The following is a 16,298-nucleotide window of genomic DNA, read 5'->3' as shown; positions in this document are numbered from 1 at the left end:
TGCCTGTGCAGGCGGCCTGGCTGGGTCAAACGGTCCTAAACAGGCCGGGTGAGGTCATGCAGGCATGAGCGAGGTGTCGGGCGGGCGGGCGTGACGGCAGTGCCACAATGCCCAGAAGGCGAGGATGACATGCACCAGCGGATTCTCGCCGCACAGCGTCTGGGGCTTCGACGGCGAAGGGCGATTGGACGATGGTGGGCTGGGCAGGGCGGGAATCATGCATTCGATACTCACATGTCGGTTGTGGAGAATTAAAGTAGTGAATGGCAACCTTTGCATCGGGATTGGCTAAACATTTGCCTGGGGCGCAAATGGTTAGGGTCCAGTGCTCAGTGGTCGAGCTCGCTATCTGCGCACCCACGAACCTTGCCGTATCATTGCCGTTGCCGTTGCCGTTGCCGTTGCCGTTGCCGTTGCCGTTGCCGTTGCCGTTGCCGTTGCCGTTGCCGTTGCCGTTGCCGTTGCCGTTGCTTTGGTTTTTGCTTTTGCTTCTAAGCGCGCGGTAGTCCAGGCAACACAGATCGCGACTTCAGGAGGCCGAGCGCAGGGCTTGCGGAGGGAGGTGACGGGCATGGATGCCCGTCAAGCGCTGGGCCCCAGGATGGGGCCTGCAGCGCGGTCCTCCCGGGAGCAAGCCCGGAGCGAGGGGACCCCGGAGCGTAGCGTAGGGGCCGGATGATAGGAGCAGGCGGTTTTTGCTTACTTTTTGACAAGACAAAAAGTGAGCCGCCGTAAGGGCGGAAAGGTGACTGTGCGCCACCCGCGCCAATGAATACCAACTTGCTGTATGCGCCCACGCTTTGAAGTTTGAAGTTTGAAGTTTGATTGCATTGGTGTGGGTGTTGATATTGAGCATAGTCCATTTGCGATGGCGACGCTGAATCACCTTTTCGCCCTTACGGCGAGTTACTTTTTGTCAAACGCCACAAAAAGTAACCAAAAAAGGCTGCGCTCCATTCATACGGCCCCTACGCTGCGCTTCGGGGTTCCCTCACTCCGGTCTTGCTCCCGGGAGGACCGCGCTGCAGGCCCCATCCTGGGGCCCAGCGCTTGACAGGCATCCATGCCTGTCACCTCCCTCCGCAAGCCCTGCGTTCGGCCTTCTGAAGTCGCGAAGATCAAGATCAAGATCAAGATCAAGATCAAGATCAACAGCAACAGCAACAGCAACAGCAACAGCAACAGCAACAGCAACAGCAACAGCAACAGCAACAGCAGAGTAGGGTGGAGTGAGTGGCTTGGCAAGATCTTTGGAAGTTACCAAGGTTGCCAGGTTGCACTCATTCAATATTGAAAATGATTGATTGAAACACTGGGCGCAGTATTAAACCCTGTAGCAGATTACTGGAAATCCACCGATGCCCACACCCGTCGCACGCGTACAACCCCCGGGTATATGTAGTCTGAAGTCCGATTCACCGATTGCTCGGTACGCGATGTGCTGAGCTCTGAGGGAGGGCCACCTCTGTCTGCACACGATCAGGCAGAAACTCCCCTCGAACCCCACCTCCGTCATCCGCTTTGTTGCGCAATCGGTAAAACACCGTTGCATCTAAGACTAAGGTCGTCTGGTTGCCGTCCAACAGCCGCATAAAGTAAGGACGTGGGTTACATTCCCTCTCTGTGCTGCTAGGACAAAAACAATGAACGACAGCATTTACCTCTCGATACAAAACAGCCCCCGTTTCAAGGAGCTGGTCAGCAAGCGCGAACGGTTCGCCTGGATACTCTCGGCGATCATGCTCGGCCTGTACTGCGCTTTCATCCTTCTGATCGCCTACGGTCCCCAGATACTGGGCGCCAAGATCAGCCCTGAGTCATCGATCACCTGGGGCATTCCCCTGGGCGTCGGGCTGATCATCTCGGCATTTGTCCTGACCGCCATCTACGTGCGCCGAGCCAACGGCGAATTCGATGAGCTGAACAAGGCCATCCTGAAGGAGGCGCAACAATGATTCGTCATGCCAAGACACTGGCCGTTCTGGCCTGCGGCGTCTTCGCACCCGCCGTGTGGGCTGCCGATGCCCTGACCGGCGAGGTGCAGAAACAACCGCTGAACGTTTCTGCCATCGCCATGTTCGTGGCGTTCGTGGCTTTCACCCTGGGCATCACCTACTGGGCCTCCAAGCGCAACAAATCCGCCTCGGACTACTACGCTGCCGGTGGTCGCATCACCGGGTTCCAGAACGGCTTGGCCATCGCCGGGGACTACATGTCGGCAGCCTCGTTCCTGGGTATTTCCGCACTGGTGTTCACCTCCGGCTACGATGGCCTCATCTACTCCATCGGCTTCCTGGTAGGCTGGCCGATCATCCTCTTCCTGATCGCCGAACGCCTGCGCAACCTGGGCAAGTACACCTTCGCCGATGTGGCCTCCTATCGCCTGGGGCAAAAGCAGATCCGCACCCTGTCGGCCTCAGGCTCGCTGGTGGTGGTGGCCTTCTACCTGATTGCGCAGATGGTCGGTGCAGGCAAGTTGATCGAACTGCTGTTCGGCCTGGACTACCACGTGGCCGTGATCCTGGTCGGTATCCTGATGTGCCTGTACGTGCTGTTCGGCGGCATGCTGGCCACCACCTGGGTACAGATCATCAAGGCGGTGCTGTTGCTGTCGGGTGCAAGCTTCATGGCGCTGATGGTGATGAAGCACGTGGGCTTTGACTTCAACACCCTGTTCTCCGAAGCCATCAAGGTGCATGCCAAGGGCGAGGCCATCATGAGCCCCGGCGGTCTGGTCAAAGACCCCATCTCGGCCTTCTCGCTGGGCCTGGCCTTGATGTTCGGTACGGCTGGCCTGCCACACATCCTGATGCGCTTCTTCACCGTCAGCGATGCCAAGGAAGCCCGCAAGAGCGTGCTCTATGCCACAGGTTTCATCGGTTACTTCTACATCCTGACCTTCATCATCGGCTTCGGCGCCATCCTGTTGGTCAGCACCAACCCGGACTTCAAGGACGCCGCCGGCGCCTTGCTGGGCGGTAACAACATGGCCGCCGTGCACTTGGCCAATGCCGTAGGCGGAAGTGTGTTCCTGGGCTTCATCTCGGCCGTGGCCTTCGCCACCATCCTGGCGGTTGTGGCAGGCTTGACCCTGGCGGGTGCCTCGGCGGTGTCCCATGACCTGTACGCCAGCGTGTGGCGCAAGGGCAAGGCCAACGACAAGGACGAAATCCGCGTCTCGAAGATCACCACCGTTGCACTGGGCGTCCTGGCCATTGGCCTGGGCATCCTGTTCGAGAAACAGAACATCGCCTTCATGGTGGGCCTGGCCTTCTCCATTGCGGCCAGCTGCAACTTCCCCGTACTGCTGCTCTCGATGTACTGGAAGAAGTTGACCACCCGTGGCGCCATGATTGGCGGCTGGCTTGGCCTGATCAGCGCGGTGACGCTGATGGTGCTCGGCCCGACCATCTGGGTGCAGATCCTTGGTCACGAGAAAGCGATCTACCCTTACGAGTACCCGGCCTTGTTCTCGATGCTGATTGCCTTCGTGGGTATCTGGTTCTTCTCGATCACCGACAAGTCCACGGCTGCCGAAAACGAGCGGGCGCTGTTCTTCCCGCAGTTCGTACGCTCGCAGACTGGCCTGGGCGCTTCAGGGGCGGTATCGCACTGATTCGCAGGCATGAAAAAACCGCGCCTCGGCGCGGTTTTTTTTGCTGCACTAAATCATGCCGAGTAACAGCAACACCAACAAGATCACCAGCACCACACCGACGATGCCGGACGGGCCATAACCCCAGCTGCGCGAGTGCGGGAACACTGGCAAGCCGCCAATCAACAGGAGGATCAGGATGATGATGAGAATCGTGGTCATGGAGGAGTCCTTGCATGGTTGAGGGTCAAGGGCCCAGGTTGCCGGCCTCTTGTAACTAATGACCGGCGCCGCTTGTGAAAGATTCCATCGGCGTGTTGGTCATCGCCCCGTCTTTGTGCGCAGCGGGCGGTTCATGGCCGCTCATTCACTTGCCTGATAAGCACCCGCTCTGGGCATAGGCTTGATTAGACTGGGGCCACAACCTCTGAAAAAGGCAGTCGCCATGCACAAGCGCATCATGATCACGGGCGCAGGCTCCGGGCTGGGCCGCGAAATTGCCCTGCGTTGGGCGCGCGAAGGCTGGCGCCTGGCGTTGGCCGACATCAGTGAGGCTGGGCTGCGTCAGACGCTGGAAATGGTGCGTGCCGCAGGCAGCGACGGGTTCGTACAACGGTGCGATGTACGTGACTACAGCCAGCTCACCGCGCTGGCCCAGGCCTGCGAGGAGCACTTCGGCGGCATCGATCTCATCGTCAATAACGCCGGCGTGGCATCAGGCGGGTTCTTCGCCGAGTTGTCGCTCGAAGACTGGGACTGGCAGATTTCGGTAAACCTCATGGGCGTGGTCAAAGGCTGCAAGGCTTTTCTGCCGCTGCTTGAGCGTAGCAAAGGGCGCATCGTCAACATCGCCTCCATGGCAGCGCTCATGCAGGGCCCCGGCATGAGCAACTACAACGTCGCCAAGGCGGGGGTGCTGGCGCTCTCGGAAAGCCTGCTGGTGGAGCTGCGCCAACTGGGGGTGGGTGTGCACGTGGTCTGCCCGTCATTTTTCCAGACCAATCTGCTGGACTCCTTCCGTGGGCCGGACCCGGCCATGAAAGCGCAGGTCGGCAAGCTGCTGGAAGGCTCGCCCATCAGTGCCAGCGATATCGCCGACTGCATCTACCGCCAGGTGGCTGACGGGCAGTTCCTGATCCTGCCCCACGAAGCGGGCCGTCAGGCCTGGGCGTTGAAATGCCAGGCACCTGAGCGGCTGTACGATGAAATGGCCGACATGGCAGTGAAGATGCGTGCGAAGGCCCGAGCCCGTTAAGGCGTAGGGTGGATCCGTAAGAAAGGTTACCTAGGCGCGTCGGGTCTTTCTGAATGAGGGTGGAAGTATTGAGTAGCCAAATGGCTACACTGCACGCTCCGGTTTTCCCTTTCGCTGGAGGACCGGAACATGTTGGTAATAGGACGCGAAGTGGGCGAGGTCATCGTGATCGGCGATGACATCCGAATCATGGTGGTAGAGACCCGGGACGGGGTGGTGCGCTTCGGTGTCGATGCACCCAGGGAAGTGCCGGTGCACCGCGCCGAGGTCTACAGGCGCATCAAGGAAACGCAATGTGCCAGGGCGCGCAGGGCGAACAAGGCTTCATGAGGCCGACTGGCGTCGACGCGCACGGGCATCATTCCAGCAGTTCGCGGGGCACGTCGTGCTTGGCCAGCAGCTGGCACTGCTGGCTTTCCGGATCGAACAGGATGAACGCCTGCCCCTTGGATAGCGCTTGGCGAACCCTCAGCACACGGGTTTCCAGCGGTGTGTCATCGCCATTGTCGGTGCCGTCGCGGGTGACGAAGTCCTCGATCAGGCGGGTGAGGGTGTCGGCTTGCAGGTGTTCGTAGGGTATCAGCATGGGTAACGTGTCTGAATGAGTTGTAGGCATCCTACGCGATTTCGATGGAGCAGGGACCGCCCGCCAGGCGGTCCCGCGCGTTCCGTCAGGTCTTCTGACCGACCAGGCTGTCCACCGCCGGCACGCGAGTGTCGCTCTCCATCTGCGCATCGTGCTCGAGCTGGTGACTGAAGCGCTCCAGGGACGCATTGGCCGGCTGCGAGTCGCTGGCGAACACGGGCGGGCTCAACAGGTAAGCCGACAACAGCTGGCTCAACGCGGCCAGGCTGTCGATGTGCGTGCGCTCATAGCCATGGGTGGCATCGCAGCCGAAGGCGACCAGCGCCGTGCGGATGTCGTGGCCTGCGGTCACCGCAGAGTGGGCATCGCTGAAGTAGTAGCGGAACAGGTCGCGGCGTACCGGCAATTCCTGTTCGCCTGCAAGTTTGAGCAAGTGCCGGGACAAGTGGTAGTCGTACGGCCCGGACGAATCCTGCATGGCCACGCTGACGGCGTGCTCACTGGAGGCTTGGCCGGGGGCGACCGGGGCGATATCGATCCCGACGAACTCGCTGACATCCCAGGGCAGGGCGCCGGCGGCACCCGAGCCGGTTTCTTCGGTGATGGTGAACAGCGGGTGGCAATCGATCAGCGGCTGACGGCCGCTTTCCACCACGGCTTTCAAGGCCGCCAGCAAGGCGGCGACCCCGGCCTTGTCATCCAGATGACGGGCGCTGATGTGACCGCTGTCGGTGAACTCGGGCAGCGGATCGAAGGCCACGAAGTCGCCAATCCCCACGCCCAACGCCTCGCAATCGGCACGGGTGGCGCAGTAAGCGTCCAGGCGCACTTCCACATGGTCCCAACTGATGGGCATCTGGTCGATGGCGGTATTGAAGGCATGCCCACTGGCCATCAGCGGCAGTACGCTGCCACGAAATACGCCCGTATCGGTGAACACGCTGACGCGGCTGCCTTCGGCGAAGCGGCTGGACCAGCAGCCCACCGGCGCCAGGGCCAGGCGACCGTTGTCCTGCACCTGGCGCACGCTGGCGCCAATGGTGTCCAAGTGCGCGGAGACGGCGCGGTCCGGGGAGCTTTGACGCCCTTTGAGGGTGGCGCGAATAGTGCCGCGTCGAGTCAGCTCGTAGGGAATGCCCAGCTCGTCCAGGCGCTCGGCCACGTAGCGCACGATGGTGTCGGTGAAGCCTGTAGGGCTGGGGATGGCGAGCATCTCCAGCAAGACACGCTTGAGGTACTCGAGATCGGGTTCGGGATGTCGTTCGGACATGTCCAGGCCTCCGGTCGGTTGAAAAATCGTTGGATGATCCGGTCGTAACAGTCGAGCGGGAGCGGCGCTGGCGCCGGGCTCCCGTCGAAGCGGAGCATGGGTGTATCAGGCCAGCGGCCTGCTATGGGGGAACAACAAGTCGATGAAGCGCTCTGCCGTGGGTTGTGGCTCGTGATTGGCCAGGCCTGCGCGCTCGTTGGCTTCGATGATGACGTAGTCGGGTTCGCTGGCATCCTTGACCATGAAATCAAGGCCCACCACGGGTATCTCCAGTGCCCGCGCTGCACGAATGGCCGCATCGGCGAGTGTAGGGTGAAGGCGTGCCGTGACATCCTCGAGCGTGCCGCCGGTGTGCAGGTTGGCGGTGCGCCGCACGGCCAGCTGGTGACCTGCGGGCAACACATCCTCGAACCCAAAGCCGGCCGCGGCCAGCGTGCGCTCGGTTTCATCGTCCACGGGGATCTTGCTTTCGCCCCCGGTGGCCGCTTGACGGCGCCGGCTTTGTGCGTCGATCAGTTCGCGGATGCTGTGCGTACCATCGCCCATCACCTGCGCCGGGTGGCGAATCGCGGCCGCGACCACTTCATAGCCGATGACCACGATGCGCAAGTCATGCCCGGCATGGAAGCTTTCCAACAGCACGCGGCTGTCGAACTGACGGGCGTGTTCGACCGCACGCGTGACGTCTTCGAGGGTAGTGAGGTTGACCGCTACGCCCTGGCCCTGTTCGCCATCCACGGGTTTGACCACGACCGCGCCGTGGTCCTCGAGGAACGCCAGGTTGTCATCGGCGTTACCGGCCAATTGCTGTGCCGGCACAAGCAGACCTGCGGTGTGCAGGGCGTGTTGGGTCAGGCGCTTGTCCTGGCACAAGGTCATGGTCACGGCGCTGGTCAGGTCGCTGAGCGACTCCCGGCAGCGTACACGGCGACCGCCCAGGCTCAGGGTGAAGAGCCCGGCAGCCGCGTCGCACACCTGCACCTCGATACCCCGGCGCAGGGCCTCATCGACGATGATCCGCGCATAGGGGTTGAGGTCAGCCTGTGGCCCAGGGCCCAGGAACAGGCGTTCGTTGATGACGTTCTTGCGCTTGACGGCGAACGTGGGCAGGTTGCGAAAGCCCAGTTTTTCGTACAGGCGCTTGGCCTGGCGGTTGTCATGCAACACCGACAGGTCCAGATAGGCAAGGCCGCGGCTCATGAAGTGCTCGATCAGATGACGCACCAGTACTTCACCCACCCCGGGGCGGGTGCAGTGCGGATCGACGGCCAGGCACCACAGGCTGCTACCGTGTTCCGGGTCGTCGAAGGCCTTGGCGTGGTTCAAGCCCATGACACTGCCGATGATCGCGCCACTGTCTTCGTCCTCGGCCAGCCAGTACACCGGCCCACCCAGGTGGCGCGGGGTGAGCAGCTCCGGGTCGACGGGCAGCATGCCGCGTGCCTGGTAGAGCGTGTTGATGGCTTGCCAGTCACTGGGGTTTTGCGCACGGCGCACGCGAAACCCGCGAAATACCCGTTGCGCCGGGCGATAGTCGGTGAACCACAGGCGCAGGGTGTCCGAGGGGTCCAGGAACAGTTGCTGCGGCGCGTGTGCCAGCACCTGCTGGGGCGCTGCCACGTACAGGGCGATGTCGCGTTCGCCGCGGCATTCGCCCAACAGGTCTTCGGCTAGCTTGGCCGGGTCGGCATAGGTATGCCCGATCAGTAGTCGTCCCCAGCCACAGTGCAGGGCACGTGGCTGATCGTGAGGCTCGCTGCCATCGCCCGCAAGGCGTGCCTGCAGGCGCTCGTAAGAGGGCGCCTGGCCGCGCAGCAGGCGCTGGCCATAGGCCGTTTCGTGGGCTTTCATGGGTTCAAAGTCCTTGTTCGGTCAGCCACAGGTTCAGCGCCGCCAACTGCCACAGTTTGGAACCGCGCAGGGGGGTGAGCTGGCCGTGCGGGTTGCTTAGCAGACGGTCGATCATGGCCGGATTGAACAGGCCGCGGTCCTGGCTGGGGTCGGTCAGCAGGTCGCGGACCCAACCCAGGGTGGCGCCTTCGAGGTGCTTGAGGCCAGGCACCGGGAAGTAACCCTTCTTGCGGTCGATGACCTCGTGCGGAATCACTCGGCGCGCCGCCTCCTTGAGCACCTGCTTGCCGCCGTCGGGCAGCTTGAAGCGTGCCGGAATGCGGGCCGACAGTTCTGCCAGGCGGTAGTCCAGGAACGGCGTACGGGCTTCCAGCCCCCAGGCCATGGTCATGTTGTCCACGCGCTTGACCGGGTCGTCCACCAGCATCACCGTGCTGTCCAGGCGCAGGGCCTTGTCCACGGCGGCGTCGGCGCCAGGGCGGGCGAAGTGTTCACGGACGAAGTCGCCGGCGGCATCGTTCTCCAGCTGCCAGGCCGGCTGCACGGTGTCACGGTATTCGGCATGGCTGCGGTCGAAGAACGCTTCGCGGTACGCCGCGAATGCATCGTTGGCGCCATCGACCTGCGGGTACCAGTGGTAGCCGGCAAACAGCTCGTCGGCTCCCTGGCCGCTCTGCACGCCCTTGCAGTGCTTGGCCACTTCCCGCGACAGCAGGTAGAAGGCGATGCAGTCGTGGCTGACCATCGGCTCGCTCATGGCACGGAACGCCGCGGGCAGTTGGTCGATGATCTCGTGCTCGGCAATGCGCAGTTGATGGTGGCGGGTACCGTAGTGCTTGGCGATCAGGTCCGAGTACTGGAATTCGTCTCCGCGCTCGCCGCCTGCATCCTCGAAACCGATGGAGAAGGTCGACAGGTCATCCACACCCACTTCGCGCAGCAGGCCGACCAGCAGGCTGGAATCGACACCGCCGGAGAGCAGCACGCCCACGTCGACGGCGGCGCGCTGGCGGATGGCAACTGCATCGCGGGTGGCGTCCAGTACGCGTGTGGTCCAATCCTCGAGGGTCAGGTCACGCTCATCCGGGTTGGGGCCGTACTGGAGTTGCCACCAGGTGCTGCGCTCGACTTCGCCGTGGCGGTCGATGCGCATCCAGGTCCCGGGTTCGAGCTTTTGCACGTTGGCCAACAGCGTGCGCGGTGCCGGGACCACGGCATGGAAATTCAGGTAATGGTTCAGCGCCACCGGGTCGAGCATCGGGTCGATGTCGCCCCCTTTGAGCAGCGCCGGCAAGGTGGAGGCAAAGCGCAGGCGCTCGCCGTTGCGCGAGAGGTACAGGGGCTTTACGCCCAGGCGGTCGCGGGCCAGGAACAGGCGCTGACTGTCGCGCTCCCAGATAGCCAGGGCAAACATGCCATTGAGCTTGGGCAGCAAGGCCTCGCCCCAGGCGTGGTACCCCTTGAGCAGCACTTCCGTGTCACCGTCGGACCAGAAGGTATAGCCCAGGTCCAGCAGTTCCTGGCGCAGTTCAGGGAAGTTGTAGATGGCGCCGTTGAAGGCCAGTGACAGGCCTAACGTGCTGTCCTGCATGGGCTGGGCGGAGCCGTCGGACAGGTCCATGATTTTCAGGCGACGGTGGCCGAGGGCGATCGGCCCCTGGCTGTGAAAGCCCCACGCATCCGGGCCACGTGGCGCCAGGTGATGAGTGATTCGCTCAACGGCAGCCAGGTCGGCTGGGCGAGGGGCTTGACCGAGGGGGGTGAAACGCAATTCTCCAGCTAGTCCGCACATGTAACGTAAACCCTTTGAGTTTCGGCACTCATGGCGTCACTGGCTTTTCACTCGTACCCCATTTGTACCGCCTCCAAACGCCAGGGCTGATCAAGCCCCGCCCAATCGTGAGGGGGTGATCCACCTGGCGCATGCAGAGCAGCACCTGCACGCTGTGCCCGAGTTGCGCGGCGATGAATGCCGGGTTCATGCCGGCCACCAGGCACATGGTCGCGTACGTGTGGCGCGTGTCGTACAGCCTGCGTTACCTGATACCAAGCGTACGCAAAGCTGCCAGCCAGTAACGTTGTTGACTCGCTTCGGGGCGTATGAACAGCGCCGAACGGTCGTCTGTCCCACTGGGCGCGAACACGTCATCTGAACGCGCCTCGGTGAGCGGTCTGGGTTTTTCGAGGGCGTGCAAGGCCCGATCGTTCAATAAAACTTTACGTGGGCGCCTGGTTTTGGTGCGAATTTCGGTGATTCCTCGTGGCTGAAGTCCGCCTCTGTGGGTCGACGTCCAGCATCGATCCATCGCGTTCAAACCCAGTGCTACGCCTACCTGAGCGCGCCTTCGCACGCTCGGATGAAGCCCGCCAGGCGGGGGGCGTTAATCTTCGCAATGCCGTTCGTCGACGCTTGGCGGCGGCTCATCATCCACACGGGATGTTGACCCAGGACGATTTTGGTGGTCATCTGCGCGCCTGTTTCAGGTGCCCCCTGCCGCCGTGCATGGGGTGAAACGGGAAGCCGGTTCGTCGCCCCAGGGTGATCAGTCCGGCGCTGCCCCCGCAACGGTATGCGAGCGATGCTTTCGACAGACCACTGTGCCACAGGCATGGGAAGGTGACGGCATCATGACCCTCGCGAGCCCGGAGACCGGCCTGAAGCCTTGTTTGGCAAACCCGCGGTGGGCGGGCGCAGGCCGGTTTCCGTGGGCGCGTGCGCCTGCGCGTTCCCCATGCGTTGTTCCCTCCGGGATTCTTTCATTCCTGCTGCAAAAGGAAAGATATGTCCCGCTTTAGTGTTTTTCATACCCCTCAAGGGGCGTTGCTGGGTGCGAGCCTGGTGCCCTGTGTGTGCATGGCCGTACCGATTCAGGCAGCCGAAGACGGCCTTGCACTGGCATTGCCCGCCACGGCCATCACCGGCACTGCCGAGCAGAACCCTCCCATGGACTTGCACACCCCTGGCACCAGCGGTTCGCGCCTGCACCTCACGCCCTTGGAAACGCCAGCCAGCGTCACCAGCATCAGCGCCGAGCACATCAGTGGACGCAACAACGCCACGGTGCAGGAAGCAGTGACCCGCACCCCCGGCATCACCTTCATCGGCACGCCTGGCAACGGTGGCACTGCGCTTTCGGCCCGTGGCTTCACCGGGCACAGTTCGACCATGCAGCTGTATGACGGCACCCGCCTGTACGTGGGTGCTGGCACCGTCACGTTTCCCGTGGACACCTGGGCCGTGGACCGCATCGACGTACTGCGCGGCCCGGCTTCGGTGTTGTACGGGGAGGGCGCCACCGGTGCGGTGATCAACGTGGTGCCCAAGAAGCCCTTCGACGGCGAGGTTCGCAATCATGTCCGCCTGGGCTACGGTTCCCATGATCGCCGGCAGTTGGCGTTGGACAGCGGCGGTTCGCTGACCGATACCCTGAGCTATCGCTTGAACCTCAATAAACTGGACAGCAATGGCTGGGTCGACCGTGGTGAGTCAGCCAGCGTTGCTGTCAGCGGTTCATTGCGCTGGCAGCCGAACGACGATTTCAGCATCACCCTCAGCCATGACTACGGTGACCAGGATCCGCAGCAGTATTTCGGTACGCCGCTGGTCAATGGGCATTACCGTGAGTCGCTGCGTGACCACAACTACAACGTGGCCAATGCCGAGGTGCATTACAACGATCAGTCCACTCGCCTGGTCACGGACTGGGTGATCACCGACAACCTGACCGCCAGCAATCAGCTGTACTTCCTCAAGGCCCAGCGCCGGTGGCGAAATGCCGAAAGCTACACCTGGCTGCCTGGCGACCAGGTGCAGCGCAGCAGTTTCATCAGCATCAAGCAGACCCAGGAGCAGATCGGGGATCGCCAGTCGTTCACCCTGCAGCACGCGTTGTTCGGCCTGGACAGCCAGACCGTTGTTGGCGCCGACTACAATGCGATCCGCTTCGTGCGCAAACATGATTTTGGCAATACCTTTACCGACACCGTGCCACTGTCGGGCTCGGGCGGCGGAGACTACATCAGCACCGACCCCTATCGCTCGCGCGAAGCCAACCAGGCACGGCAATTCTCGCTGTTCGCCGAAAACCGCACGCAACTCACCGAGCGCCTGTCGCTGATCACCGGTGTGCGGCGTGATCAGGTGCATCTGAACCGTGACGATCTGGACACCGATACCCGCTCGGACCGCAGCCTGAGTGGCGACAACTGGCGGGCAGGCCTGGTGTTCGCGCTGACCGAGGACCTCTCGGTCTATGGTCAGTACGCCACCAGCACCGAGGGCGTGAGCAACCTGCTGACGCTCAGTACAGCGCAACAAAGCTGGGACCTGAGTACCGCCAAACAGACCGAAGTCGGTGTCAAACAGATGCTCCCTGATGGCCGTGGCGAGTGGACGCTTGCGGCCTACCACATCGTCAAGAAAAAGCTCTTGAGCAGCGACCCGCTCAACCCTGTCCTTCAGCAACAGGTCGGCCAGCAATCCTCGGACGGCATCGAGGCCAACTTGGCGTTGCGCCTGCCCTACGATGTGCAGCTTTCGGCCAACGCCGCCTGGGTGCGCGCGGAGTACGACGAGTTTGCCAGTGGCACCAGCAACTACAACGGCAATCGGCCGGTCGATGTGCCCCGGCGATCGGCCAACCTGTGGTTGAGCAAGGACTTTGGTCGGTTGCTCAGTGCCGGGGCGGGTGCGCGGTATGTCGACAGCCGCTATGGGGACAATGCCAACACCGTGCAGGTGCCGAGCTACACCGTGGTCGACGCCAACGTTGACTGGCACGTGCAGCCGGACCTGACCTTGGGCTTGCAGCTCAACAACCTGTTCGATCGCCAGTACGCGACCACCACCGGCAACAATGGGCGCCAGTGGTACCTGGGCGAGCCAAGGTCATTTTTCGTCACGGCGGATTACCGCTTCTGACCTGTTGCACCGGCCTTCGGGCTGGTGCTTGCTGGAGTGAATCCGATGACTCGACTGAGTATCGAGGGCCTGCATTGGGCAGTGCCCGAGGCGGGGCGCAGGGTGCGCCAGATCCTGCAAGGCGTGGACCTGCATGTGGACGACGGTGAGTGCGTAGGGCTTATCGGCCCTAACGGCAGTGGCAAGACCAGCCTGCTACGTTGCGCCTATCGCGCCACGCTACCCACCGCAGGCAGCGTCAGCTTGAGCGGTGCCGATATCTGGCAACGCAGCCCGCGCTGGTGTGCCCAGCGTATCGCGGTGGTGCTTCAGGAGTTTCCTGGCGAGTTTGGATTGAGTGTTGCCGAAGTGGTGGCCATGGGGCGCACGCCGCACAAGGCCCTGTTTGACGGCGACTCGCCCGAGGACCGGCAAAGGGTTGCTCACACGCTCGTGCTGGTTGGGCTGGCAGGTTATGACGGGCGCACGTTCGCTTCGCTATCCGGGGGCGAGAAGCAGCGCGTGCTACTGGCCCGGGCACTGGTCCAGGCCCCTGAACTGCTGATTCTCGACGAGCCAACCAACCACCTCGACCCGCGTTACCAGCTTGGGCTTTTGCGGCATTTGCGCAGCCTGGGGCTGAGCACCCTGGCCAGCTTCCACGACCTCAACCTGGCGGCGGCATTCTGCGACCGCCTGTACGTCATCGACGCTGGCCGAATCCGTGTCAGTGGCACGCCCCAGCAGGTGCTGACCGGCGAACTGATCCAGGAGGTGTTTGGTGTCCAGGCGCTGGTCGACCTTCATCCGCTGCACCCTTACCCCCGCATTACCTGGATAACCCGACCATGAACGCTCGCTTTCTGATTGCCCTGATAACGCTCTTGTTTGCGCTGCCTGCCGTGGCCAGCGAGTACCCGCTGAACGTGCGCAGTTGTGAGCGCCTGGTGACGTTCAACAAGGCTCCCCAGCGGGTGGTGGTGCACGATGTGAACATGACCGCCATGCTGCTGCACCTGGGGCTGCGAGACAGCATCATCGGCTACACAGGGTTCACCCGAAGTAAACACCGTGACCCATGGATTGACGCTGCGCTGGAGGGCATACCGCAACTGGCCAGTCGGTATCCTTCCATTGAAACGCTGCTAGCAGTCGATACCGACCTGTTTTTCGCCGGCTGGAACTATGGCATGCACGTAGGAGGGCCGGTCACCCCCGCGACGCTGGCACCCTTTGGGGTCCCGGTCTACGAGTTGAGCGAGTCCTGCTCTTGGGTCATGTCTGGCCAACGTGCGAGTTTCGATGACGTTTACCGCGATCTGGACAACCTGGGGCGCATGTTCGATCACCCGCGCCAGGCGCAAGCGCTGATCCACCAGATGCGCCAGCGAATCGCCACGGTGCAAGCGCGGGTAGGGCAGGCGCAACACCGACCACGGGTCTTTTTGTACGACAGCGGCGAAGATCGTCCGATGACATCGGGGCGTCTGGGCATGCCGCAGGCACTGATCGACGCAGCCGGTGGCGTGAACGTGATGGACGAGGTGGCCGCCAGTTGGACCCAGGTCAATTGGGAAAGCGTGGTAGAGCGCGACCCTGACGTGATCCTGATTGTCGACTACGGGCCAAGGACCTGGCAGCAGAAACGTGATTTTCTGATGCAGCAGCCTGCGTTGAAAGAGGTACGGGCCATTCGCGAGCAGCGCTTCTTACCCCTGACCTACCTGCAGGTCACCCCCTCGGTGGAGAACGTCGAGGCGGTGGAGAACATTGCCCGCGCCCTGCACCCCGAGCTGTTCGCAGCGGGGGCACCGTGACCTTGGCGCGCAGCCCGGTGCATTATGGTTGGCTGATCGTGATGCTGGTCATCCTGCTGGTGTCGTCATCGGTCGTGTCGCTGGCATTTGGCCCGGCATCGGTGCCCTTGACCCACGTCATCGGGATCGTCGCGCAGCAATTGGGCATCGACTGGGGGCCTGCGCTCAGCAAGAGCCAGGTGCACATCGTCTGGCTCATCCGTGCCCCGCGTGTGCTGTTGGGCGCACTGGTCGGGGCAGGGCTTGCCTTGGTGGGCACAGCCCTGCAGTCCGTCACCCGAAACCCCCTGGCAGATCCGCATTTGCTGGGCGTCAGCGCCGGCGCGGCGTTGGGCGCGGTGCTGGTGATGCTCTATGTCGGGGACTTTGTCGGTGTACTCAGCCTGCCGCTGGCTGCGTTCGCGGGGGCAATAGGGAGCATGCTGCTGGTGATCGGCGTGGCGCGTCGCAGTGGGCGCCTGGAAAGCGATCGCCTGCTGTTGGCGGGGGTCGCGGTGTCCTTCGTACTCATGGCCGTGGTCAACGTGCTGCTCTATACCGGTGACCAGCACGCTGCGGCGTCGGTGGTGTTCTGGATGCTGGGTGGGCTGGGGGCTGCCCGTTGGGAGGTCATCTGGCTGCCGGCACTGTGCGTGCTGCTTGGGCTGTGTGCCCTACAGGTGATGGGGCGCGGCCTGAATGCACTGATGAGTGGAGAGCAGACCGCGATCAGCCTGGGCGTCTGCGGCCGGCGCCTGCGCCTTCAGGTGTTCATCTGCACGTCCTTGTTGACCGGGGTGCTGGTCTCGCTGTCGGGCGCCATCGGTTTCGTTGGCCTGATGGTGCCCCACGTAGCGCGCCTGCTGGTGGGGGCGGACAATCGGCGGCTAATGCCGGTCAGTGCGCTACTGGGTGGGGTGTTTCTGGTGTGGGTGGATGTGGCTGCCCGTACCCTGATCGCACCGCAGGACCTGCCGATCGGCATTGCGACCGCAGCACTGGGCGGGGTGTTCTTCATGCTGTTGCTCAAGCGGTGACGCCACGG

The 16,298-nt window shown here is 62.7% G+C and carries 14 protein-coding genes and 1 riboswitch; of the genes, 9 read left to right on the top strand and 5 right to left on the bottom strand.

Annotated elements, in window-relative coordinates:
• Positions 1 to 1,063: 1,063 nt before the first annotated feature.
• The 3 genes from NMB38_RS15635 to NMB38_RS15625 all read left to right on the top strand — a co-directional run bounded on the left by NMB38_RS15635 (position 1,064) and on the right by NMB38_RS15625 (position 3,616).
• On the top strand, positions 1,064 to 1,294 hold the full coding sequence (locus NMB38_RS15635) for a hypothetical protein (protein WP_494354830.1): 231 nt from the start codon (positions 1,064 to 1,066) through the stop codon (positions 1,292 to 1,294).
• Between the two features lie 349 nt (positions 1,295 to 1,643).
• A complete protein-coding gene (locus tag NMB38_RS15630) occupies positions 1,644 to 1,955 on the top strand; it encodes a DUF485 domain-containing protein (RefSeq protein ID WP_023533810.1) in 312 nt (103 codons plus the stop codon).
• Positions 1,952 to 3,616, top strand: coding sequence for a cation acetate symporter (locus NMB38_RS15625; protein ID WP_027915845.1), 1,665 nt, complete (start codon positions 1,952 to 1,954; stop codon positions 3,614 to 3,616). The genes NMB38_RS15630 and NMB38_RS15625 overlap by 4 nt, the downstream gene beginning before the upstream one ends.
• A 48-nt stretch (positions 3,617 to 3,664) precedes the next feature.
• Here the strand turns inward: NMB38_RS15625 and NMB38_RS15620 are convergent, their stop codons facing one another.
• Positions 3,665 to 3,817, bottom strand: a complete 153-nt coding sequence (locus NMB38_RS15620) for a DUF3309 family protein (RefSeq protein ID WP_012271016.1) — start codon at positions 3,815 to 3,817, stop codon at positions 3,665 to 3,667.
• 223 nt (positions 3,818 to 4,040) lie between these two features.
• Between NMB38_RS15620 and NMB38_RS15615 the strand changes: the two genes are divergently transcribed.
• Positions 4,041 to 4,850: an SDR family oxidoreductase gene (locus NMB38_RS15615; RefSeq protein WP_028688056.1), complete on the top strand. Its 810-nt coding sequence runs from the start codon at positions 4,041 to 4,043 to the stop codon at positions 4,848 to 4,850.
• 129 nt (positions 4,851 to 4,979) lie between these two features.
• A complete protein-coding gene (csrA, locus tag NMB38_RS15610) occupies positions 4,980 to 5,180 on the top strand; it encodes a carbon storage regulator CsrA (protein ID WP_028688055.1) in 201 nt (66 codons plus the stop codon).
• 28 nt (positions 5,181 to 5,208) lie between these two features.
• Here the strand turns inward: csrA and NMB38_RS15605 are convergent, their stop codons facing one another.
• The 4 genes from NMB38_RS15605 to NMB38_RS15590 form a co-directional block, all read right to left on the bottom strand.
• A complete protein-coding gene (locus NMB38_RS15605; RefSeq protein WP_027915848.1) occupies positions 5,209 to 5,436 on the bottom strand; it encodes a YheU family protein in 228 nt (75 codons plus the stop codon).
• 85 nt (positions 5,437 to 5,521) lie between these two features.
• A complete protein-coding gene (locus NMB38_RS15600; RefSeq protein WP_023533809.1) occupies positions 5,522 to 6,706 on the bottom strand; it encodes an osmoprotectant NAGGN system M42 family peptidase in 1,185 nt (394 codons plus the stop codon).
• A 105-nt stretch (positions 6,707 to 6,811) separates the two neighbouring features.
• Positions 6,812 to 8,557: an N-acetylglutaminylglutamine synthetase gene (ngg, locus tag NMB38_RS15595; RefSeq protein ID WP_088523386.1), complete on the bottom strand. Its 1,746-nt coding sequence runs from the start codon at positions 8,555 to 8,557 to the stop codon at positions 6,812 to 6,814.
• A 4-nt stretch (positions 8,558 to 8,561) separates the two neighbouring features.
• Positions 8,562 to 10,349 (bottom strand): N-acetylglutaminylglutamine amidotransferase, encoded by a 1,788-nt coding sequence (locus tag NMB38_RS15590; RefSeq protein ID WP_027915850.1) that lies wholly within the window; start codon positions 10,347 to 10,349, stop codon positions 8,562 to 8,564.
• A gap of 673 nt (positions 10,350 to 11,022) precedes the next feature.
• A riboswitch (cobalamin riboswitch) is annotated at positions 11,023 to 11,230 on the top strand.
• Between the two features lie 109 nt (positions 11,231 to 11,339).
• On the opposite strand from NMB38_RS15590, the gene NMB38_RS15585 reads away from it, so the two are divergent.
• The 4 genes from NMB38_RS15585 to NMB38_RS15570 are packed head-to-tail and all read left to right on the top strand — an operon-like array spanning position 11,340 to position 16,290.
• Positions 11,340 to 13,478, top strand: a complete 2,139-nt coding sequence (locus NMB38_RS15585) for a TonB-dependent receptor (protein WP_373456157.1) — start codon at positions 11,340 to 11,342, stop codon at positions 13,476 to 13,478.
• A gap of 45 nt (positions 13,479 to 13,523) precedes the next feature.
• Entirely contained in the window at positions 13,524 to 14,309 is a 786-nt protein-coding gene (locus tag NMB38_RS15580; protein ID WP_049695603.1) for an ABC transporter ATP-binding protein, read from the top strand.
• Positions 14,306 to 15,274, top strand: a complete 969-nt coding sequence (locus NMB38_RS15575; protein ID WP_081728223.1) for an ABC transporter substrate-binding protein — start codon at positions 14,306 to 14,308, stop codon at positions 15,272 to 15,274. Before NMB38_RS15580 ends, NMB38_RS15575 begins: the two co-directional genes overlap by 4 nt.
• Entirely contained in the window at positions 15,271 to 16,290 is a 1,020-nt protein-coding gene (locus NMB38_RS15570) for a FecCD family ABC transporter permease (protein ID WP_027915854.1), read from the top strand. Before NMB38_RS15575 ends, NMB38_RS15570 begins: the two co-directional genes overlap by 4 nt.
• Positions 16,291 to 16,298: the final 8 nt, after the last annotated feature.

This window comes from Pseudomonas sp. FBCC-B35, assembly GCF_059133755.1.
The sequence above is the reverse complement of the archived record's forward strand: the minus strand, read 5'-3'. Positions and strand labels throughout refer to the sequence as shown.